Below are 21,876 nucleotides of genomic sequence, written 5' to 3'. Positions count from 1 at the left end.
TTGTTCGAGGCTGATCGGGGCTGCGTGGCCGTGTGCCGGCTGTATGACGAGTCTCAGGCCACCGTCACACCATCGGTCCGGTCGGCGGACGGTTCTCCCGGGAGGGCCGTGTCGAGAACCTCCCGTATTCCGTTGGCGACGGCGGGGTGCACGGGCAGGGCGAGATGACCGATGCCGGTCACCCGCACGTTCTGCGCCGTCAGATCGGGATGGTCGATGCAGGCCGTCTCCAGCGGGACCATCACATGGTCCAGATCGCTCCAGAAGCTGACGAAGCGCGTTCGGCAGTCAGGGGCGGGCAGAGTGAGCTCCTCGAGCACCGGTGAGCCGGGGCGCATCTGGCGCACGATGGGGTGCGCGTCGGCCAAGGGCGCCACCTGGGTGCCCGAGTGCGGCGTGCCGAGCGTGACGAGGGTCCGAACCCGCGTGTCGCCGCCGAGCCGCTGCACGTAGTAACGCGCTATCAGGCCGCCGAGACTGTGTCCCACGACGTCGACCCGACTGGCGCCGGTGCGCTCGCAGACCTCCTCGATGTGCCGGCCGAGCCGTTCGGCCGCGGCGCGTATGTCGCAGGTCAGCGGCGAGTAGTTGAGGGACTCGATCCGCTGCCTGCCGTGCTGGGCGAGGCTGCGGCGCAGCAGGACGAAGACCGAGCGGTTGTCGATGAAGCCGTGCAGCAGGACGACCGGGGGCTTGGCCTCCGCCGGCAGCCGGGCGGCGCCGTCCGCGGGCAGGGCCGGGGCGGGGACGCGTCGCTCCTGGGTGATGCCGGAGGGGTAGACGAGGAGATGCCCGGCCAGGATGGCGATCTCCAGGGCGGTGGCCTTCAGGAGCGCCATCGAGAGTCCCGCCACTCTGCCCGGCAGCAGGCGCTGGCAGAGCGGAAGAAAGGGCAGAGCAGCCCTGGTGACCTTCATGGCCGACCTCCTGTCGGCACGCGGGAGGACGGCTCCGCCCCCCGTGTGCACTCGTGGAAAGCCGCGGCGAAGACGGCCGGCGACGACCGCACGAGCGGCGCGAGCCGCGTGAGCTGCGGGGGTTGAGCGCGGCGTGTGGCGTGTGTGACGCCGGTGGTGCGACGGGGTCCCCGATCGGTGGGGTGACGAGGCTTCCCGTTGATGTGCCGTGTCTGCCCTGCGTGCTGTGCGTGCGGTGCCGGCCTTGCGTGCTTTCGCCGAAGTGCCGTACCGCCGCTGTGAGTGGTGGGTGGTGCGGCGGTACGGCGACTTCGATGCGGCTCCCCTTGCGCTTGTCCCATCGTGTGATTTCCCCCTCGGTATGCATCGCGAAACTGCCGGTGGCGGGATCCTGGAGATAACGTTCGTTCACTTGCTCGGACGATCCGGGGCGGGGTGTCCGAGCCGTGGCGCCGCAGTCGGTGCGCTGGGCGGTGGCCCGCGCGGTGTGTTCGGCGTGTACTGCGCGAGCGATCTGTGCGGTACTTGTCGGAACGGATGGATGTAATCGCTTCATGGAGGCAGTGATGGGTGTGGCAGCCGGTCCGATCCGCGTGGTGGTGGCCAAGCCGGGGCTCGACGGCCACGATCGCGGGGCCAAGGTGATCGCGCGGGCCCTGCGCGACGCCGGTATGGAGGTCATCTACACCGGGCTCCACCAGACTCCCGAGCAGATCGTCGACACGGCGATCCAGGAGGACGCCGACGCGATCGGGCTGTCCATCCTCTCCGGCGCGCACAACACGCTCTTCGCCGCGGTGATCGACCTGCTCCGGGAGCGGGACGCGGCGGACATCCTGCTCTTCGGCGGCGGAATCATCCCCGAGGCGGACATTCCCCTGCTGAAGGAGAAGGGCGTCGCGGAGATCTTCACACCCGGTGCGACGACACAGTCGATCGTCGACTGGGTCCGGGCGAACGCCCGCCAGCCGGCCGGGGCGTAGGTCTCCGGCGGTTGGGCCGGGGCTCCCGGTATTGGGGCCGGGGCTTTCGGTATTGGGGCCGGGGTGTGGATCCGGGGTGTGGGTCTGGGGCGGTTGGGCTGAGGGGTTCGCCTTCGGCGGCCGGGCCGGGGCCGGGGACTGTTTTGCTCGGGCCGAGAGGATGGCCCGCAGTGGTCGGGTCGGGGCCTCGGCCTCCGGCCGTTGGGCCGGGACGTTGGCCGCCGGCGGTGGGGCCGGGGGTGCGATTCCGGTAGTTGGGCCGGGGTTAGGACGCGTGGTGGTCCGGCCCGGGTGGTGTCGGTCGGCTGTGTGCGCGGGTGGGGGCGGTGGCTCGGGGCGGACGGGGCTCGTGGTGAGCTCGACAGGTGTCAGCCCGCTCGTAGTTCCTCGGCCATCGCCGCGCGCAAGCGCAGGGTCGTGACCAGGCGCTGGAATGCCTCCGCCCAGTAGCCGCCCGCTCCGGGCGACGCGTTGTCCGGGTCGTCCGGCACGGCCAGCAGGGCGTCGAGGCGGCCGGCCTGGGACGGGTCGAGGCAGCGCTCGGCCAGGCCCATGACTCCGCTGAAACTCCATGGATAACTCCCCGCGTCCCGAGCGATGTTGAGGGCGTCCACCACCGCTCGGCCGAGCGGCGGAGCCCACGGCACCGCGCACACCCCGAGCAGCTGGAAGGCCTCGGACAGGCCGTGCGCGGCTATGAACCCGGCCACCCACTCGGCCCGTTCGGCGGCGTCCAGCGTGCCGAGCAGCTTGGCGCGCTCGGCCAGGGACACCGCGCCCGGACCACCCGCTTCCGGCGCCGAGGGCTCACCGAGCAGCGCGCGTGACCACTCGGCGTCCCGCTGGCGCACCGCCGCGCGGCACCACGCCGCGTGCAACTCGCCCTGCCAGTCGTCCGCCACGGGCAGGGCCACGATCTCCCGGGCCGTCCGTCCGCCCAGCCGCCGCGACCAGGTCCCGAGCGGTGCCGCCTCCACCAACTGACCGAACCACCACGACCGTTCCCCCCGACCTGCGGGTGCCTTCGCCACGACGCCGTCGCGCTCCATGGCCGGATCGCACTCGTGCGGCGCCTCGACGGCGATCGTCGGAGTCGTCGCCGTCATCCCCGTCGTCCCCGTGAGTTGCGGGGTCTGTGTGTGGTCGATGGCCACACACGCCTCCGCCCTGACGGCCATCCGTGCGGCGAGTGCCGAGCCGGGCAGGGCCGACAGCAGCTCCGCCGCCGTAGCCCGGACGTTGCGGCTGCGGTCGGTCAGGACCTGCTCCAGGAACGGCTCGTCGTCCGGGCCCAGGCCCGCGCGCAGGGAGTCGAGGAACATCAGCCGGTCCTCGGCCCGCTCCGTCGCCCAGGTCGTCGCGAGCAGGTCACGCGCGGCGGCCGGTTCGCGGGAGCGCAGCGCGGACAGGAGGGCGACTCGTTCGGCGAACAGGCCCTCCTGCCACAGCCGCTGGACCCCGTCATGGTCCTCCAGCCGCGGCAGGGCCGCTCCGCCGCCCGGTGTCGAGCGCAGAGCGAACCGCCAGTCCGGGTTCAGCCGCGCCAGCCACAGGGCCCGCTGCCCCGCGAACTCCAGCGCTGACGGGCGTAGATCGGTGCGCCCCCGAGCCGCGTCCAGCAGTGCCGGAAGCAACTGCGCAGGCGCTGCGAAACCATGGGCGTTCGCTGCCACGAGCCACTGGGGCAGCAGCTCCATCAGGTCGGGTGCGGTGCCCCGGCGGCCGCCGCCGGACGGCCCGGGGCGGTCGGCCAGCAGCACCGCGAGCCTGCGGGCGGCCGCCGGTGGCAGCGGCGGACGCGAGTCCTCCGGGGCCGGTTGCGGACGCTCCGCCGCCCGGGCCGGACGCAGCCCGGCCCGCCGTCGTACGGTCTCCACGGCCGCCGCGTCCAGCAGGGCCACGGGCGCGTCCGCGCCCGGGCCCGTGCCCGGCGGGGTGCGCCGGTCCGTGCCGAGCAGCGCGGCGCTGACGAGCTCCTCCCAGGCACCCGTGACGGGCGCGTCCACAGGAGTGGAGGTCCTGGTCATCAGCTTCCCTTCTGCGGGGCGCCCGGGGGTGGTTGAAGGGTCACCCTTACCGGTTGTCCCGTGATGCCTGAAAGATTCGTGGATCTCTGGGATGGGCGGGCCGGGGACGGGCGGGATCGGCGGGCCGGGCCGAAGGTCTGGGGGCGGGGCCGTCGCCGTCGGCTCAGCACAGCGCGATCGCGTCGCCCGGGCCCTCGGGCCAGGCCGTGAGCGGGGTGAATCCTTGGTGGCCGCATTCGCCGAAGACCCGGACCGGGGCGCCGCCCGACAGAGCGACGAGCCGCCACAGGCCCGGCCGGGAACGCGCGGTGGGAGTGAGCGGCAGCGCGGCGTCCTCCTCGACGTCCGCGAGCTGCCAGGAGTCGCCGTCCGGGACCGGGACGACCCGGTCCAGCGTCACCGGTACGGACTCCAGCCACGGATCGTCGCGCAGGGCGTCGCCGTAACGGGCCGCCGCCTGGGACGTCGTCACCCCCGGCGGGCGTATCGCGGTCGGCTCGGGCTGTGCGAACCGTTCGCCCAGGGCCACCCGCGGCTGCCCGGCGCCCGGATACGCCGACACCTCGGCCTCCAGGGCCAGCCCCACCGGCAGCGCCAGCTCCGGGGCGCGGCCGGCGGCGCCGTAGGAGAGGAGCAGTACGGTGCGGAGGGAGCCGGCGCCGTGGAGCCAGATCCGGCGGGTCGTCAGGCGCGGGTCCGTGGTGTCGTACTGGGCGAGGACCAGCCAGTCGTCCCGCAGTGGCGGGCCGTCCGCGGAGGCGGGCAGGCCGATGCGGGAGCGGACCGTGGCGGCGAGGCCGTCCGGGAGCCGATCGCGGCGCAGCCAGCCCTGGCCGAGGAGATGCAGCAGCGCGCACTCCTCCAGCAGACGCACCGGCCAGCCCGGACCGGTGGACGGTATGGCCCCCAACTCCCGGACGCGCGAGGCGAGCCCCTGTGCCTGTGCGTCGACCATGCGGGCCGCCGTCTCCTCCCACAGGCCGTAGCCGGACCGCTCCGCCGAGGCCAAGCCCCCGCGCAACAGGTCCGTCAGGCGCTGCTCCAGCTCCGCGGCGCCCGCCGTGACCCGCTCGGCCCGGCGCTCCGCCCGGCGGCGCGCCGCTTCCGGGTCAGCTGCCCCGGAGGGCGAACCGGAGCCGCCGCCGGTCTTCTTCTCCTCCGCGCGCTTGCGCCGGCCCGCTGTCCACTGCCCGGCCCACTCCGGTGCCTCCCCCGTCGGCACCGCCCCGTCGCCGCCCGCCCAGAGCAGCAGCAGCCCGAGCGCGTGCTTGCACGGGAACTTGCGGCTCGGGCAACTGCACTTGTACGCGGGCCCGGAGGCGTCCGCGATGTCCACGACCGTCTGATACGGCTTGCTTCCGCTGCCCTTGCACAGCCCCCACACCGTCCCCTCGTCGGAACTCCCCGCCTCGGACCACGGCCCCGCCGCGCCGAGTTTGCTTCCCGCTTTGCGTGACGCGACGTCAGGCGCCAGTGCCAGCACCTGGTCCGCGGTCCAGCGCACCCCCTGCTGAGTCATGCCACCGAAGGTAGATCCCACCACTGACAATCGGGTCCGCCAGTGGCGGCAGTGCGGCATTTTCGCAGGTCAGAACGCGTTGTCAGTGGGGTGGTGCAACGTGGATGCCAGATCCGAACCGGCCGAGCTGGAGGGGGACTCAGCCATGCCTGTGCCCGTAGAACCGACGTCCGTCGACCCGCGCCAGAACGGGACCGCGCCCGCGAACGCGAGTGCGGGCACACCCGCGCCGGCAGACGGGTCGGCAGAGGCCCTGCGGCCGCACGCCGAGGACGCGTTCGCCGGTGAACTCGCCGCACTGGCCGCGCAGGACGACCGTCCGCGTCCGGCCCGCTGGAGGCTGTCGCCGTGGGCCGTCGCGACCTACCTGCTCGGCGGCACCCTGCCGGACGGCACGGTGATCACGCCGAAGTACGTCGGCCCGCGCCGCATCGTCGAGGTGGCCGTCACCACGCTCGCCACCGACCGCGCCCTGCTCCTGCTCGGCGTGCCTGGCACGGCGAAGACGTGGGTCTCCGAGCACCTGGCCGCAGCGGTCAGCGGCGACTCCACACTGCTGGTACAGGGCACCGCCGGCACCCCGGAGGAGGCCATCCGGTACGGCTGGAACTACGCGCAGCTGCTCGCCCACGGCCCGAGCCGCGACGCCCTCGTGCCGAGCCCGGTCATGCGTGCCATGGCCGAAGGCATGACGGCCCGTGTCGAGGAGCTGACGCGCATACCGGCGGACGTCCAGGACACGCTCATCACGATCCTGTCGGAGAAGACCCTGCCGATACCGGAACTCGGCCAGGAGGTGCAGGCGGTCCGCGGCTTCAACCTGATCGCCACGGCCAACGACCGCGACCGCGGGGTCAACGACCTGTCCAGCGCCCTGCGCCGCCGTTTCAACACCGTGGTGCTACCGCTGCCGGAGAGCCCCGAGGCCGAGGTCGACATCGTCTCGCGCCGCGTCGACCAGATCGGCCGCTCCCTCGACCTGCCGGCCGCGCCCGAGGGCCTGGACGAGATCCGCCGGGTCGTCACGGTCTTCCGTGAGCTGCGCGCCGGGGTCACGTCCGACGGCCGGACGAAACTGAAGTCGCCCAGCGGCACGCTGTCCACGGCCGAGGCGATCTCCGTCGTCACCAGCGGGCTGGCGCTCGCCGCCCACTTCGGCGACGGCGTGCTGCGGCCGGGCGATGTCGCCGCGGGCATCCTCGGCGCGGTGGTCCGCGACCCGGCGGCGGACCGGGTGATCTGGCAGGAGTACCTGGAGACGGTCGTGCGCGAGCGCGACGGCTGGAAGGACTTCTACCGGGCCTGCCGGGAGGTGAGCGTGTGAGCGACGCGGGGCGGGGATCGGTCGCGGGGTCGGACAGGGGATGGGAGGGGAGCGAGTGACGGGCGTGGAAGAGGCTGCGGGCCCAAGGGCCGGGGGAGGGCCGGTGCTGCTCGGGGTGCGGCATCACGGGCCGGGCTCGGCGCGGGCGGTGCGGGCGGCGCTGGAGCAGGTCCGGCCGGGGGTCGTGCTGATCGAGGGGCCGCCCGAGGCCGACGCGCTGATACCGCTCGCCGCCGACGAGGAGATGCGGCCGCCGGTCGCCCTGCTCGCCCATGCCGTGGACGAGCCCGGCCGCTCGGCGTTCTGGCCGCTGGCCGAGTTCTCCCCGGAGTGGGTCGCCATCCGCTGGGCCCTGGAGCACGGTGTCCCGGCCCGCTTCATCGACCTGCCGGCCACGCACACGCTGGCCTGGGGGAGACAGAAGGACGAGGCCGAGGGGGAGTCTCCTCTGGACGCCGGGGCGGCGGACCGCGAGGGTGACTCCGGCCCCGGCCCCGCCGACGTGCGGATCGATCCGCTCGGAGTGCTCGCCGAGACCGCCGGTTACGACGACCCGGAGCGGTGGTGGGAGGACGTCGTCGAGCACCGGGGAGCGGGGAAGGGGGACACACTCGCGCCGTTCACCGCGCTCGAGGAGGCCATGGGGGCGCTGCGGGAGACCTTCGGCAGCGGCGGACACGACCGGGACCTGGTCCGGGAGGCGTACATGCGGCTCCAGGTGCGGGCCGCGCAGCGGGAGTTCACGGACGGCGTGGCCGTCGTCTGCGGCGCCTGGCACGTGCCCGCCCTGCGGCAGCGGACCACCGTCGCCGCCGACAAGGCGCTGCTCAAGGGACTGCCCAAGACCAAGACGGACATGACCTGGGTGCCCTGGACCCACCGCAGGCTGTCCCGGATCAGCGGGTACGGCGCCGGCATCGACTCGCCGGGCTGGTACGGGCACCTCTTCGGCGCCCCGGACCGGCCGGTCGAGCGGTGGATGACGAAGGTGGCGGGGCTGCTGCGCGCCGAGGACCGGATCGTCTCCTCCGCGCATGTCATCGAGGCGGTGCGGCTGGCGGAGACGCTCGCCGCGATGCGCGGCCGCCCGCTGCCCGGCCTGGGCGAGACGACCGACGCGGTGCGGGCGGTGATGTGCGAGGGCTCGGACGTGCCCCTGGCGCTGGTGCGGGACCGGCTGGTCGTGGGAGACGTGCTGGGGGAGGTGCCGTCGACGGCACCGGCGGTTCCGTTGCAGCGGGACCTCGCCCGGCTGCAGCGCCGGCTGCGGCTGAAGCCGGAGGCGCTGGAGCGGGAGGTGGGGCTCGACCTGCGCAAGGAGACCGACGCCGCGCGCAGCAGGCTGCTGCACCGGCTGCGGCTGCTCGGCATCGCGTGGGGCGAGCCGGCCGCCTCGCGCGGCAGCACGGGCACGTTCCGGGAGACGTGGCGGTTGCGCTGGGAGCCCGAGCTGTCCGTGCGGATCGCCGAGGCCGGGGTGTGGGGGACGACCGTCCTGTCCGCCGCGACCGCCAAGGCCGAGGCGGACGCCGTCGCCGCGGACGGCCTCGCCGATGTGACCGCGATCGCCGAGCGCTGCCTGCTGGCCGAACTGCCGGACGCGCTGCCCACGGTGATGCGGATCCTCGCCGACCGGGCGGCCCTCGACTCGGACGTCGGCCATCTCGCCCAGGCGCTCCCGGCCCTGGTCCGCTCCCTGCGCTACGGCGATGTGCGCGGCACGGACACCGGGGCCCTGGGAGAGGTCGCCGCGGGCCTGGCCGAGCGGGTCTTCGTCGGCCTGCCCCCGGCCTGCGCCGCGCTCGACACGGACGCCGCCGAGGAGATGCGGCGCCATGTGGACGCGGTGCACGCGGCGGTGGGGCTCCTCGGTGACGCCCCCGCGGCGGGTACCGGACGGCTGAGAGGCCGCTGGCAGTCGGTGCTGCGGGTGCTGTCCGGGCGGGACACCGTGCCCGGGGTGATCCGGGGGCGGGCCGTGCGGCTCCTGCTCGACGACGGGGAGCTGGCACAGGACGAGGCGGCCCGGCTCATGGGACTCGTCCTGTCACCCGGCACGCCGCCCGCGGAAGCGGCCGCGTGGATCGAGGGCTTCGTCGGAGGAGGCTCCGGCGGCGGAATGCTCCTGGTGCACGACGAGCGGCTGCTCGGGCTGGTCGACGCGTGGCTGACCGGAGTGCCGGATGAGGCGTTCACGGACGTGCTGCCCCTGCTGCGGCGGACGTTCTCCGCGTACGAGCCCGGGGTGCGCCGGACGCTCGGCGAACTGGTCCGGCGCGGACCGGGAGCGGCGGGCGGCGCGGCAGCCGCCGGCTCCGGCGTACCCGGCTTCGCGGCCGAACTCGACACGGCGCGTGCGGACGCCGTGCTGCCGGTCGTGCGGCTGCTGCTGGGGCTGGACGAAGTGCACAACCGAGATGAAATGGGGTGCCACTCGGACAATCAACAGGACAAGCAACAGGGCAACGAGCAGTGCAACGAGCAGGCCACCGCACAGGACGACACACGGGACGACGAACAGGACACCGAACAGGGCCTGGTGGGGGTGACGGGATGACGACGACCGACGGACTGTGGGAGCCGACGGCAGAGGCGGCGGGAGACGCCGCCGGCCATGGGCCCCGGGCGGAGAGCCGGCAGACGACGACCGTGCCGGTGATTCCGCTGTGGGAACGGCTGCCCACGGGAGGACACGGATGACGGCCGAGGCGACGGACCCGGCGCAGGAGCGTCTGCGGCGATGGCGGCTCGTGCTCGGGGGTGACGCGGCGGACGGCACCGGGTGCGCGCTGTCCGGGCAGGACGCCGCGATGGACGGGGCGCTCACCGCGCTCTACGGCAGGAAGGACGGCACCTCGCAGGGCGGCCGGGACCGTTCGGCGGGGCTCGGGGCGTCGGCGCCGTCCGTGGCGCGCTGGCTCGGCGACATCCGGACGTACTTCCCGTCCTCCGTCGTGCAGGTCATGCAGCGCGACGCCATCGACCGGCTCGGCCTCGCCACGCTGCTGCTGGAGCCGGAGATGCTGGAGGCGGTGGAGGCCGACGTGCATCTCGTCGGCACGCTGCTGTCACTCAACAAGGCGATGCCGGAGACGACGAAGGACACGGCACGGGCCGTCGTCCGCAAGGTCGTCGAGGACCTGGAGAAGCGGCTCGCCACCCGCACCCGGGCCACCCTCACCGGCGCGCTCGACCGCAGCGCCCGTATCAACCGGCCGCGTCACCACGACATCGACTGGAACCGCACGATCGCGGCCAACCTCAAGCACTACCTGCCCGAGTACCGGACGATCGTGCCGGAGCGGCTCATCGGATACGGGCGGGCGACCCAGTCCACGAAGAAGGAGGTCATCCTCTGTATCGACCAGTCGGGATCCATGGCGGCCTCGGTCGTGCACGCATCGGTGTTCGGAGCGGTGCTCGCCTCGATGCGGACGATCTCCACGCGACTCGTCGTCTTCGACACGGCGGTCGTGGACCTCACCGACCAACTGGACGACCCGGTCGACGTGCTGTTCGGCACGCAGTTGGGCGGGGGGACGGACATCAACCGGGCCCTCGCGTACTGCCAGTCGCAGATCACCCGCCCCGCGGAGACGGTGGTCGTTCTGATCAGCGACCTCTACGAGGGAGGCATACGGAACGAGATGCTCAAGCGGGTCTCGGCGATGAAGGCGTCCGGGGTGCAGTTCGTGACGCTGCTGGCGCTCTCGGACGAGGGAGCACCGGCGTACGACCGGGAGCACGCTGCCGCGCTTGCCGCGCTGGGGGCGCCGGCGTTCGCGTGCACGCCGGATCTCTTCCCGGAGGTGATGGCGGCGGCGATCGAGAAGCGGCCGCTTCCGATGCCGGACGCGGCGTGAGACTGAGGGACCGGGCAGCGAACGGGACATGACCGCCCATCAGGGGAAGGGGCTTGCGCAACCTCCGCACTCCCGTGCGAGGATCGGCGCCTGCCTGGCGGTGCGTCGCGCTGAGCCGGGCGGTACTGCGTTTGTGCCGACTCGATGCGCGTAACGCGTAATGCGTTCCGCACTTGTTCCGTCACACAGGAGGAAGTTCCCCCTCTTGAGCTGGTCAGCAGCCCTGCCTGGTGCCGCCGTGCGCATACCGCGCACGGCGGCTGGGCGGCGTGCGTTCCGAGTAGCGCTGCTGGTGGGCGGGGTGCTGGTCCTGGGTCTGCTGTGCCGGTCCGCCGCAGACAACGGCACCTCGCGTCATGGCGACGCGCACGCCGTCACCCAGAGTCTCCGGGCTCCGTTGCGGCTCGCACCCGGCGTCGCGGCCCGCACTCCGATGGTCGGCACCCGGGACAGTCACCAGGACATTCCCCTCTTCCCCGGTTAGGCCCGGTCTCCCCGGCTAGGCCTGTCTCCCCCGGTCGGGTCCGGCCTCCCTCCCTGGTTCAGTACGGCAGGCAGACCGGCAGTCAGACCGCCCCATCCGCGCCGTACACGCACAGCGCGGCAAGAGGGCAGGGGTTCCTGGGGTGCGGCGGTACTCGCCAAGCACCCGCACCCTGCCCCTCCCCCAGTACTCCACACTCCACCCCCAGTACTCCACGAGGCTTCACCGCGGACGGTCGAAATCCGTCGGGTGTCCGGGGCCGAAGGCTCGTGGTTGGGGTCGGGTGGTCCGCGTAGGGGGGAGACCACCCGACCCGCACCCCGGAGAGAAGGTTCCTGAACAGGGCCTTCGCACTGCTCCAGAGGTGTTCGGCGGGCCTCACCGGGTCAACCCCAGCCCGGTGAGGCCCCTCACCCCAGGCACGCCGTGCCAGAGAGCGCGGCATCATGTGACAGGTATCACCGCTCAGGTGTGACCCTCGATTTAGAGGCCCCCCGCAAGCAGCGATAACCTGCGAGACGGACATGCCGCGCGCTCGGACACCGTGTGCGCCTCCCTTGTGACAGACAGCGGACGTCACGTTGCCCTCGCGGCACGCCCACGCAGACAACGAACCGCGAGATCACTGATAGGGACGGAAGCGCGTGGACCTGTTCGAGTACCAGGCGAGGGACCTCTTCGCCAAGCACGATGTACCGGTGCTGGCCGGTGAAGTCATCGACACGCCTGAGGCGGCCCGCGCAGCCACCGAGCGCCTCGGTGGCAAGTCCGTCGTCAAGGCCCAGGTGAAGGTCGGCGGCCGTGGCAAGGCCGGCGGCGTGAAGCTCGCCGCCACCGCCGACGAGGCGGTCGAGCACGCGACCAACATCCTCGGCATGGACATCAAGGGCCACACGGTCCACAAGGTGATGATCGCCGAGACGGCCCCGGAGATCCTGGAGGAGTACTACGTCTCCTTCCTCCTGGACCGTGCCAACCGCACCTTCCTCTCCATCGCCTCCGTCGAGGGCGGCGTGGAGATCGAGGAGGTGGCGGCCACCCGCCCCGAGGCCGTCGCCAAGACGCCGATCGACGCCAACGAGGGTGTCACCGAGGAGAAGGCCCGCGAGATCGTCGCGGCCGCGAAGTTCCCGGCCGAGGTCGCCGACAAGGTCGTGAACGTCCTCGTCAAGCTGTGGGACACCTTCATCAAGGAGGACGCCCTCCTGGTCGAGGTCAACCCGCTGGCGAAGGTCGCCTCCGGTGACGTCATCGCCCTGGACGGCAAGGTCTCCCTGGACGAGAACGCCGAGTTCCGTCAGCCGGAGCACGAGGCCCTCCAGGACAAGGCCGCGGCCAACCCGCTCGAGGCCGCCGCCAAGGAGAAGAACCTCAACTACGTCAAGCTCGACGGTGAGGTCGGCATCATCGGCAACGGCGCGGGTCTCGTCATGAGCACCCTGGACGTCGTCGCGTACGCCGGTGAGGCGCACGGCGGCGTGAAGCCGGCCAACTTCCTCGACATCGGTGGTGGCGCCTCCGCCGCCGTCATGGCGAACGGCCTGGAGATCATCCTCGGCGACCCGGACGTCAAGTCCGTCTTCGTCAACGTCTTCGGTGGCATCACCGCCTGCGACGAGGTCGCCAACGGCATCGTGCAGGCGCTGCAGCTGCTCAAGGACAAGGGCGAGGACGTCACCAAGCCCCTCGTCGTCCGTCTGGACGGCAACAACGCCGAGCTGGGTCGCAAGATCCTCTCCGACGCCAACCACCCGCTGGTGCAGCGCGTGGACACCATGGACGGAGCGGCCGACAAGGCCGCCGAGCTCGCGGCTGCGAAGTAAGGGACGAGGGACTAAACAGCCATGGCTATCTTCCTCAACAAGGACAGCAAGGTCATCGTCCAGGGCATGACCGGTGCCACGGGCATGAAGCACACCAAGCTCATGCTGGCGGACGGGACGAACATCGTCGGTGGCGTGAACCCCCGCAAGGCGGGCACGTCCGTCGACATCGACGGGAACGACATCCCGGTCTTCGGCACGGTCGCCGAGGCGATCGAGAAGACGGGCGCGAACGTATCCGTCCTCTTCGTCCCGCCGGCCTTCGCCAAGGCCGCCGTCGTCGAGGCCATCGACGCCGAGATCCCCCTCGCGGTCGTCATCACCGAGGGGATCGCGGTCCACGACTCGGCCGCGTTCTACGCCTACGCCGTCTCCAAGGGCAACAAGACCCGGATCATCGGCCCGAACTGCCCCGGTCTCATCACGCCGGGCCAGTCCAACGCCGGCATCATCCCGGGCGACATCACCAAGCCGGGCCGCATCGGCCTGGTGTCGAAGTCCGGCACGCTGACGTACCAGATGATGTACGAGCTGCGGGACATCGGCTTCTCCTCCGCCGTCGGCATCGGTGGCGACCCGGTCATCGGGACGACCCACATCGACGCCCTCGCCGCGTTCGAGGCCGACCCCGACACCGACCTGATCGTCATGATCGGTGAGATCGGCGGCGACGCCGAGGAGCGGGCCGCGGCCTTCATCAAGGAGAACGTGAAGAAGCCGGTCGTCGGCTACGTCGCGGGCTTCACCGCGCCCGAGGGCAAGACCATGGGCCACGCCGGCGCCATCGTCTCCGGCTCCTCCGGCACGGCCGCCGCGAAGAAAGAGGCCCTCGAGGCCGCCGGCGTCAAGGTCGGCAAGACGCCGACCGAGACGGCCAAGCTGGCGCGAGCGATCCTCGCCGGCTGAACAACGCCATAGCGCGCACCGGTGGGCCCGTTCCCCGTACGGGGGCGGGCCCACTCCTTTGTCACCGGGCTGCGACCGTCACCGAGGCTGCGTGTGCTGCGGCTGTCACCGGGGCTGCGGCATCAACCGCTCCGGCCCCTTCTGGCCTTCCTTGCGCAACTTCACCCGCAGCTCCCGCTCCGACTCCGACAGCGGCCCGGGAGCGACCGGGGGCGGCACGCCCTGCACCGTCTGTCCCGGCGGCACGGGCGGCTCGTAGCGTGTGGGGGCCGTGCGGACGGTGAGGGCCGTGGAGCTGATCAGGGCGACGGTGAAGGCGATGGCGGCCCGCGTCCAGAAGCGGGCCCGGCGTTCCCCGCCCTGGCGCACGACCGGCGGTTTGGCGGCCCGCAGCCGCTCGCTGGAGGCCAGTTCGACCAGCCGCCAGTGCAGCACCTCCGGGTCCGCCAGCTCCGGCAGCCGTTCGGCGACCGCCTCGCGCGCGTGCGCCAGCCGGTTCACGGCCGCACGGGTGCTCGCCTCCGTCTCCGCCGCCGTCTCCGGCAATCCGAGTCCGATGCCGTCGTACAGCACCAGCGTGCGGCGGTACGACGGCGGCAGGTTCAGCAGGGTGTCCATCAGCGCGCGGTCGAACGGGTCGGAGGGTGGCGGCTCGGGGTGCCGGTGGCGGAGCCGGAGCCGGTGCCACGGGGAGAGCGCGTACTCGTACGCCGCCGCGCGCACCCAGCCGGCCGGGTCGCGGTCTTGGGCCACCTCGGGCCAGCGCTGCCAGGCGATCTGGAACGCTCGCTCCACCGCCTCCCGGGCCAGCTCACGGCGTCCGGTCAGCAGGTAGGTCTGCCGGACGAGGGCGGGGGCGCAGAAGGCGTAGAGCGCGTCGAAGGCCTGGTCGGGGGTCAGGGCGGCGGTCGCGTCGTCCGGCCGCCGCGGGTGAGCCGCGCGGGCGGACGCGCGGCTCAGGTCGAGGACCGGGAGGCCGCTTCGCGCGGCCACCGGGGCACTGCCTCGGTCGGGCACGGAGGGGTGGCCTCGGTCAAGGGCCGGGGTGCTGCCTCGGTCGGGCACGGACGAGTGGCCTCGGTCAAGGGCCGGGTCGCGGCCTCGATCAGGTACGGAAGGGTGGCCCCGGTCGGGTACGGAGGGGCGGCCTCGCTCGGGTACGGAAGGATGGCCCCGTTCCGGGGCGGGGGTGTGGGGCCGCTCGGGGACAGGGCCGTGGGACCGGTCGGGGGCCGAGCCGCGGCCGCCCCGCGCCTGGTCGGCGGCGCCGGCGCGACGTCGGCCCGTGAGGGAGGTGCGGCCGCGCTCGGTCGCCGAGGCGCGCTTCCGCTCCGTGGTGGACGTGTGCTCGGGGTCCGCGGTGGCGGCCCGGCCGCGCTCGGGTGCGGCGCCGGTGGCGGCCCTGCGCCTGGCGCGCCGGGACGGGGACCTCACCTCACCGGCTGCCGGTTCGCCGGAAGCGCCGACGCCCTCCTGAGGAGGCGTCACTTCCGCCTCCGCGCCCAGTGAGTTCAGCAGCTTCGCGTACTTCTCCCCTTTCCTGCCGCGCGGCGTGGCGCGGCCGGACTCCCACCCGCGCACCGTCTCGCTGGTGACGCCCACCCGGGACGCCAGCTGAGCCCGCGTCAGCGAGGCGGCCTCACGCAGGCGTCGGCGCTCCTTGGGTGGTGGGAGGGGAATGGCAGGCCTCTGGGTCACAGGGCGCCCCTCCGTCCGGAAAAGAACATAAACGTATATTGAGCGACACAGCGGGGGTTCGCCTGTTACGACGGGAAAGCGCGTGTCATTGGGAGCATGGCGGCGTGATCGAGATGACCGCTCGCCGACGTCCGTCATCGCCCCTGCTCGCCCGGATGCGTGACCGTTCCCCCGGGTTGGGCTGCGGCCTCATGGGTGGTGCGGTCGCGGCGGGCCTGGGGCTCGCGGCGTTCGCCGTGCTCGTGATGCTGCTGTGGATCAGCTCGCCGTACCCCGACAGCGGGCCCGGAGGAGCGCTGCACGTCGCGGCGGCCCTGTGGCTGCTCGCGCACGGAGCCGAACTGGTCCGCACCGACACGCTCTCCGGCGTCCCCGCCCCGCTGGGCGTCCCGCCGCTGCTGCTGCTCACGCTGCCGGTGTGGCTGCTGCACCGGGCGGGTCGGGACGCCGCGTACGGCGGAGCGGCGTACGGGAACGACGGCCTCGGCGGGGACGTCCAGGACACCGGCCCGGACGCGGGACCGCCGCTCGTCCCCGCCCGTACGGCGTGGCCCGGCGTCGTCCTCGGCTACCTCGCCGTCGCCGTCCCCGCCGCCCTGTACGCCGCCGGTGGTCCACTGCGGCCGTCGTGGGTGTGGGCGGGGGTGTGCGTGCCACTGGTCGCCGTCGTGGCGGCCGGGGCCGGCGTGTGGTCGGCGTACGGCCGCCCTGGCGGGCCCCCGCGGTGGCTGCTGGGCGTGCTGCCGCGGGGCGTACGGCCGCTGGTACTCGGCCCGGACGGGCGCCCGGGTGTCGCCGCGCGGGCCGCGGCGGCCGGCCTGGCGGTGCTGCTCGGGGGCGGTGCGCTGCTGCTGGCGGTGTCGCTGGTGGGCCACGGCACGGCGGCCCAGGCGTCGCTGCTCCGGCTGACCGAGGGGTGGTCGGGCCGGTTCGCGGTCCTGCTGCTCTGCGCGGCCCTGCTGCCGAACGCGACGGTGTGGGGTGCCGCCTACGCCCTCGGCCCCGGATTCGCCCTCGGCGCCGGCCATGTCGTCAGCCCGCTGGCGTCCGCGCCGGCTCCGTTCCTGCCGCCGTTCCCGCTGCTGGCGGCGGTACCCGAGGCGGGGGAGGGGGCACTGGTGCACTGGGCGGCCGTGGCGGTGCCGGGGGTCGCCGGAGTGGTCGTGGGCTGGACGGTGGCGAACGGCGCGACCCCCTCGGAGTGCGACGGCGCGAGGCCGGGCGACGGCGCGAGGCCAGGCGGCGGCACGGGGCCAGGCGGCGGCACCATGCCGGGCGGCGGACGGGCCGCGACGTGGTCGGCCGGGCGCACCGTCAGGGCCGCCGTGCTCGCGGCGGCCCTGTGCGCGGTGGTGCTGGCGGTGCTCGCCGGGCTCGCGAGCGGCCCGCTCGGTGCGGCCGCACTGGCCCATGTCGGACCGGTGTGGTGGCAGGTGGGCGCCGCGACCCTGGCGTGGCTGGGCCTGCTGGCCGTCCCGACGGCGGTGGCGGTACGGGCCTGGCGGAGCCGGACGTCCGGGGCGGAGCGGCCGGGCATCGGCAGGCAACGGGAGGAGCCCGGGGCGGGGCGGCCGCGGAAGAGGCCGCGCCTCGGCGGCTGGTTCACCCGCACCGGCGTCGCGGGGATGGCCGGGGTCGCCGGAGCCGGCGGAGGCACCGGGCACGACGCCCCACCGGCGGCCCGCACTCCGGACGCCGCCCCGACGCCCCACACTCCCGAGCCCGGCCCGGACGCGCCCTGCACCCCTTATGCGCCTTACGTGCCCTTCGCCCACGAAGCCCTGTACGGCCTCGAGGACCGGGACGGCGACGCGGCCGACGAGCCCTACGACTTCCTGTCGCCCGACCCCGTCCTCGAGCCGTACGACGCCTCACCCCCGTCCGGCCGGTCCACCCGGCCGGACCACCCCTGACGGGGTGGCGGGAACGTCAGTCGTTCGTCCCCAGCAGCCCCCGCAGCTCCTCCGGCAGGAGCTCGCTGCAGGACTGCCTCGCCTCGTTCGTCAGGGCGTCGCTCGTGCACGTGTAGTAGTCGCGGTACACCAGCTGGGCCGTGAAGGTCGCCGCGACCAGGGCGATCGCCAGGGACGCGGTGACCAGGCCGCTCACCGCCGCCGTCGTCTGGGGGCGGCCCTGCTGCTCGGGGGCCGGGGCGTCCGGGTCGGTGCCGCGGGGCCCCGAGCGCAAGGAGCTGATGGCCCAGTAGAGGGCGAGCGCGCCCAGCAGCAGCGCCACGTACGGCCAGCTGAAGAGGGCGAAGAAGAAGGCCCACATGCCCGACAGCAGGGCGTACCGCGCGCGGCGCTGGGCCGGGTCCTTCGGGTCCCAGCGCATGTTCGGGCCGCCCTGGGGGCCGCCGCCCTGCCCCCCGGGGCCGCCCCGGGGCCGCTCGCCGAATCCGCCGGGGGAGCGGCCGGGCTGCTGGTCGCTCCACTGGCTGCCCCAACGCGCGCTGTCACGCTCGCCGTCGTCCCGGGCGTCGTCACCCGAGGGGCGGCGCGGCTGCCAGGGCCGGTCCGGCGTGCCCTCGGGCGGCGGGGCGAAGGGGTTGTCCTCCTGGGAGCCGCGCCCCCGCCCGTCCCCGCCGCCCGACGGCGCGTCGGGGGGTGAGCCGGGGCGCTCCCGCAGCAGCACGGCGCCGCGCTCCCCTCTCTGTTGCGACAGCTGGGGGAACGTGAGGAGTCGCAGGCTGCGGTCCGGCATCAAGTGAGCGTCTTCCCGTAAGTGAGGAGGAATGAGTGGACGGAACTGGACGGTGTCGGGCCCGGGCCCGACACCTGATGAACGCACCACGTCCGGACGGCGTTCCCGAACCGGCTCCGCCCAGACGCTACCTCCCGGCCCCGCCCCCGTCCCGTGGGGGCCGTCCAGTGTGCCGGTATCGTTGCTGACGGTCGGCCGGTTCGTAGGCTTCCCCGTATCCGAGGGCGCGAAGCATTCGTATGAATGTACAAGATGCCGAGGGATCGGCCGCCTGGACAGACGCTTCCCCGAGAAAGGCCCCCACCGTGGCCGCCAAGCCCGTGGCCCCGCGCGCCAAGCGCCTCGTCGTGCTGGTCTCCGGATCCGGCACCAACCTCCAGGCGCTGCTCGACGAGATCGCGGCCACCGGCGTGCGGGAGTACGGGGCCGAGATCGTCGCCGTCGGCGCCGACCGCGAGGGCATCGAGGGGCTGGCGCGTGCCGAGCGCGCCGGGCTGCCGACCTTCGTGCGCAAGGTCAAGGACTACGGCAGCCGCGAGGAGTGGGACGCCGCCCTCGCCGAGGCCGTCTCCGCCTTCGAGCCCGACCTCGTCGTCTCGGCCGGGTTCATGAAGATCGTCGGCAAGGAGTTCCTGGACCGGTTCGGCGGGCGGTTCGTCAACACGCACCCCGCCCTGCTGCCCAGTTTCCCGGGAACCCACGGCGTGCGGGACGCGCTCGCGTACGGCGCCAAGGTCACCGGCTGCACCGTCCACTTCGTCGACGACGGCGTCGACACCGGGCCGATCATCGCGCAGGGCGTGGTGGAGGTCCGGGACGAGGACGACGAAGGCGCTCTGCACGAGCGCATCAAGGAAGTCGAGCGAAGGCTGCTCGTCGAGGTCGTGGGGCGCCTCGCCCGCAACGGCTATCGCATTGAGGGACGAAAGGTAGTTATCCAGTGACCGCCGAGAGCAACAAGCGGCCCCTTCGCCGGGCGCTCGTCAGCGTCTACGACAAGACCGGGCTCGAGGACCTCGCGCGCGGGCTCCAGGAGGCCGGGGTCGAGCTCGTCTCCACCGGCTCCACCGCCGCGAAGATCGCCGCTGCCGGCGTCCCCGTCACCAAGGTCGAGGAGCTCACCGGCTTCCCCGAGTGCCTGGACGGCCGCGTGAAGACCCTGCACCCGCGCGTGCACGCGGGCATCCTCGCCGACCTGCGCCTGGAGGACCACCAGCGGCAGCTCGCCGAGCTGGGTGTCGAGCCGTTCGACCTCGTCGTCGTCAACCTCTACCCGTTCCGCGAGACCGTCGCCTCCGGCGCGACGCCCGACGAGTGCGTGGAGCAGATCGACATCGGCGGGCCGTCGATGGTCCGGGCCGCCGCCAAGAACCACCCGTCGGTCGCGGTCGTCACCAGCCCGGCCCGGTACGCCGATGTGCTCAAGGCCGTCCAGAGCGGTGGCTTCGACCTCGGCACCCGCAAGCGGCTGGCCGCCGAGGCCTTCCAGCACACGGCCGCGTACGACGTCGCCGTCGCCTCCTGGTTCGCCTCCTCCTACGCGCCCGTCGACGACTCCCAGTTCCCCGACTTCCTGGGCGCCACCTGGGAGCGCGAGCACACCCTGCGCTACGGCGAGAACCCGCACCAGCCCGCCGCCCTGTACGTCTCCGGCACCGGCGGCCTCGCCCAGGCCGAGCAACTGCACGGCAAGGAGATGTCGTACAACAACTACACGGACACGGACGCCGCCCGCCGTGCCGCGTACGACCACGCCGAGCCCTGCGTCGCGATCATCAAGCACGCCAACCCCTGCGGCATCGCGATCGGCGCGGACGTCGCCGAGGCGCACCGCAAGGCGCACGCCTGCGACCCGCTGTCGGCGTTCGGCGGCGTGATCGCGGTCAACCGCCCGGTCAGCAGGGCGATGGCCGAGCAGGTCGCGGAGATCTTCACCGAGGTCATCGTCGCGCCCGGCTACGAGGACGGCGCCCTGGAGGCCCTCACCAAGAAGAAGAACATCCGCGTCCTGCGCTGCGCCGACGGCCCCTTGGACCCCGTCGAGGTCAAGCCGATCGACGGCGGCGCGCTGCTCCAGGTCACCGACCGCCTCCAGGCCGACGGCGACGACCCGGCGAACTGGACCCTGGCGACCGGTGAGGCCCTCAGCGCGTCCGAACTCGCCGACCTGGCCTTCGCCTGGAAGGCCTGCCGCGCGGTGAAGTCCAACGCGATCCTGCTCGCGAGGGACGGCGCCTCGGTGGGCGTCGGCATGGGGCAGGTCAACCGGGTGGACTCCGCGAAACTCGCGGTCGAGCGGGCGGGCGCCGAGCGCGCCGAGGGCTCCTACGCTGCCTCCGACGCGTTCTTCCCCTTCCCGGACGGCCTGGAGATCCTCACTCGGGCCGGAGTGAAGGCCGTGGTCCAGCCCGGCGGTTCCGTCCGTGACGAACTGGTCGTCGAGGCCGCGCAGAAGGCGGGCATCACGATGTACTTCACGGGGACGCGGCACTTCTTCCACTGAGGCGTCCCTCGCACCGTACGAGGATCTGTTCCACGCAAGACGGCGGGTCTCGCGGGCTTCCGGTGGGAGGCTGACCTCCGTCTCGGGGGCGGGGGAGTGGCCCCGCCCCCCTGGGTTCTCAGTTGCAGGTGCGGTAGTTGTAGCCGGCGATCCGCCACTTGTCGTCGCCGTCCCGGAAGGAGTACTTGCCTTCCGCGTTGCGGACCACCGAGAACTTGTGCTCCTTGCCCTTGTAGGTCAGTTCGAGCTTCTTCCCCCTGGCGGTGCTGCCGCCCGTCTTCGTCAGGTTCGAGTCCGCCTTGCCGAGTGTCTTCTTGCCGGCGGCGCCGTCGGCGCCCAGGCCCCATCGCTTCTGGAGGTCCTGCGTCGCGTAATAGGTGTCCCAGCCGAAGAGGCCGTCGACATCCGACTGCTTGAACTTCGGCATTTCCGGGATTCGGTGGATCTTGCGCGCGCCCTCCGCCCAGAGGATCTTCTGCCACAAGCAGACGGCGTTGGAGTCGTCGGACACCCGGCCGCCGACGTCGTAGTAGCCGAGCTCCCCTTCGTCGTCCCAGTCGTCGCTGAACTTGTCGTATCCCCGGAAGTACCCGTCCGAGAACTTCGCGGAGGCGGGCGAGGCGCTCACGGCCAGTGCGCCGACGGTGAACGCGGCGACGGCCCCCGCCGCCAGACGTGCCCGAGCTGTGCGGCTGTTCATGGTGTTTCTCCCCGTTGGTCGATGGTGCCTGCCGTTACTGCCGTGATCAGGCTGGCCTGGAACGGGGCGCGGGGGTACCTGCAATGTTTCAGGGTCGGGCTTCGTCACTCCCTGTGGCCGACCTCGTACTGCCCGGCCTCCAGGAAGTACCGCTGCTCCCCGATGGTGCGATCTGAATGAATCCCCATAACAGGATCGACCTGAGCTCCGTTCACTGGCGCAAGAGCAGTTACAGCAGTGGAACCGGCGGTGAGTGTGTAGAGATCGCCGACAACCTCCCCGGCGTCACCCCCGTCCGTGACTCCAAGAGCCCGCACGGCCCCGCCCTGAGGTTCCCCGCCCCCGTATGGGACGCCTTCATCAGGTCCCTCTGACCACGACTCGATCGACGGGGACCCCGGAACGGGCACACGAACCGCGTTCAAG

17 protein-coding genes and 1 pseudogene are annotated in these 21,876 nt (G+C 72.9%); 11 read left to right on the top strand and 7 right to left on the bottom strand.

Going from position 1 to position 21,876, the window contains the following annotated elements; translation table 11 throughout:
* Positions 1-53: 53 nt before the first annotated feature.
* Positions 54-917, bottom strand: coding sequence for an esterase/lipase family protein (locus ACZ5TL_RS27760; RefSeq protein WP_468593145.1), 864 nt, complete (start codon positions 915-917; stop codon positions 54-56).
* Positions 918-1,483: 566 nt separating this feature from the next.
* Here ACZ5TL_RS27760 and ACZ5TL_RS27755 point away from each other — a divergent pair.
* Positions 1,484-1,900, top strand: a complete 417-nt coding sequence (locus ACZ5TL_RS27755) for a cobalamin B12-binding domain-containing protein (protein ID WP_468593191.1) — start codon at positions 1,484-1,486, stop codon at positions 1,898-1,900.
* Positions 1,901-2,268: 368 nt separating this feature from the next.
* Here ACZ5TL_RS27755 and ACZ5TL_RS27750 read toward each other — a convergent pair whose 3' ends face one another.
* On the bottom strand, positions 2,269-3,927 hold the full coding sequence (locus tag ACZ5TL_RS27750; RefSeq protein WP_468593144.1) for a DUF5691 domain-containing protein: 1,659 nt from the start codon (positions 3,925-3,927) through the stop codon (positions 2,269-2,271).
* A 163-nt stretch (positions 3,928-4,090) separates the two neighbouring features.
* Positions 4,091-5,446, bottom strand: coding sequence for an SWIM zinc finger family protein (locus ACZ5TL_RS27745; RefSeq protein ID WP_468593143.1), 1,356 nt, complete (start codon positions 5,444-5,446; stop codon positions 4,091-4,093).
* 145 nt (positions 5,447-5,591) lie between these two features.
* Here ACZ5TL_RS27745 and ACZ5TL_RS27740 point away from each other — a divergent pair, with 145 nt between their 5' ends.
* The 6 genes from ACZ5TL_RS27740 to sucD all read left to right on the top strand — a co-directional run bounded on the left by ACZ5TL_RS27740 (position 5,592) and on the right by sucD (position 13,846).
* Positions 5,592-6,770 (top strand): ATP-binding protein, encoded by a 1,179-nt coding sequence (locus ACZ5TL_RS27740; RefSeq protein ID WP_468593141.1) that lies wholly within the window; start codon positions 5,592-5,594, stop codon positions 6,768-6,770.
* A 40-nt stretch (positions 6,771-6,810) separates the two neighbouring features.
* A complete protein-coding gene (locus ACZ5TL_RS27735) occupies positions 6,811-9,327 on the top strand; it encodes a DUF5682 family protein (protein WP_468593140.1) in 2,517 nt (838 codons plus the stop codon).
* A 139-nt stretch (positions 9,328-9,466) separates the two neighbouring features.
* Positions 9,467-10,633, top strand: coding sequence for a VWA domain-containing protein (locus ACZ5TL_RS27730; RefSeq protein ID WP_468593138.1), 1,167 nt, complete (start codon positions 9,467-9,469; stop codon positions 10,631-10,633).
* Positions 10,634-10,838: 205 nt separating this feature from the next.
* Positions 10,839-11,117 carry a hypothetical protein gene (locus ACZ5TL_RS27725; protein ID WP_468593136.1) on the top strand — a complete coding sequence of 93 codons (279 nt, stop codon included), beginning with the start codon at positions 10,839-10,841 and terminating at the stop codon, positions 11,115-11,117.
* 644 nt (positions 11,118-11,761) lie between these two features.
* Entirely contained in the window at positions 11,762-12,940 is a 1,179-nt protein-coding gene (sucC, locus tag ACZ5TL_RS27720; RefSeq protein WP_468593135.1) for an ADP-forming succinate--CoA ligase subunit beta, read from the top strand.
* Positions 12,941-12,961: 21 nt separating this feature from the next.
* Positions 12,962-13,846, top strand: coding sequence for a succinate--CoA ligase subunit alpha (gene sucD / locus ACZ5TL_RS27715; protein ID WP_062928672.1), 885 nt, complete (start codon positions 12,962-12,964; stop codon positions 13,844-13,846).
* 105 nt (positions 13,847-13,951) lie between these two features.
* Here the strand turns inward: sucD and ACZ5TL_RS27710 are convergent, their stop codons facing one another.
* Positions 13,952-15,334 carry a helix-turn-helix domain-containing protein gene (locus ACZ5TL_RS27710; RefSeq protein WP_468593190.1) on the bottom strand — a complete coding sequence of 461 codons (1,383 nt, stop codon included), beginning with the start codon at positions 15,332-15,334 and terminating at the stop codon, positions 13,952-13,954.
* A gap of 66 nt (positions 15,335-15,400) precedes the next feature.
* A pseudogene (locus ACZ5TL_RS27705) lies at positions 15,401-15,682 on the bottom strand (helix-turn-helix domain-containing protein); the annotation flags it as partial.
* On the opposite strand from ACZ5TL_RS27705, the gene ACZ5TL_RS27700 reads away from it, so the two are divergent.
* Entirely contained in the window at positions 15,658-17,457 is a 1,800-nt protein-coding gene (locus ACZ5TL_RS27700) for a cell division protein PerM (RefSeq protein ID WP_468593189.1), read from the top strand. The pseudogene ACZ5TL_RS27705 and the gene ACZ5TL_RS27700 sit on opposite strands and share 25 nt — an antisense overlap.
* 16 nt (positions 17,458-17,473) lie before the next feature.
* Here ACZ5TL_RS27700 and ACZ5TL_RS27695 read toward each other — a convergent pair whose 3' ends face one another.
* The gene (locus ACZ5TL_RS27695; RefSeq protein WP_468593133.1) at positions 17,474-18,247 is read right to left on the bottom strand and encodes a hypothetical protein; all 774 of its coding nucleotides are present in this window, start codon (positions 18,245-18,247) and stop codon (positions 17,474-17,476) included.
* Between the two features lie 305 nt (positions 18,248-18,552).
* Between ACZ5TL_RS27695 and purN the strand changes: the two genes are divergently transcribed.
* Positions 18,553-19,191, top strand: coding sequence for a phosphoribosylglycinamide formyltransferase (gene purN / locus ACZ5TL_RS27690; protein WP_468593132.1), 639 nt, complete (start codon positions 18,553-18,555; stop codon positions 19,189-19,191).
* Positions 19,188-20,750 carry a bifunctional phosphoribosylaminoimidazolecarboxamide formyltransferase/IMP cyclohydrolase gene (purH, locus tag ACZ5TL_RS27685; protein ID WP_468593130.1) on the top strand — a complete coding sequence of 521 codons (1,563 nt, stop codon included), beginning with the start codon at positions 19,188-19,190 and terminating at the stop codon, positions 20,748-20,750. Before purN ends, purH begins: the two co-directional genes overlap by 4 nt.
* Before the next feature lie 118 nt (positions 20,751-20,868).
* Here the strand turns inward: purH and ACZ5TL_RS27680 are convergent, their stop codons facing one another.
* Entirely contained in the window at positions 20,869-21,450 is a 582-nt protein-coding gene (locus ACZ5TL_RS27680; RefSeq protein WP_468593129.1) for a peptidoglycan-binding domain-containing protein, read from the bottom strand.
* Positions 21,451-21,626: 176 nt separating this feature from the next.
* On the opposite strand from ACZ5TL_RS27680, the gene ACZ5TL_RS27675 reads away from it, so the two are divergent.
* Positions 21,627-21,824 carry a DUF397 domain-containing protein gene (locus ACZ5TL_RS27675; RefSeq protein WP_468593128.1) on the top strand — a complete coding sequence of 66 codons (198 nt, stop codon included), beginning with the start codon at positions 21,627-21,629 and terminating at the stop codon, positions 21,822-21,824.
* The last annotated feature ends 52 nt before the right edge of the window (positions 21,825-21,876 follow it).

It is taken from the genome of Streptomyces sp. NPDC033136, assembly GCF_055578235.1.
Note: the sequence above shows the minus strand (reverse complement) of the source record. Positions and strands in the feature narration are given on the sequence as shown.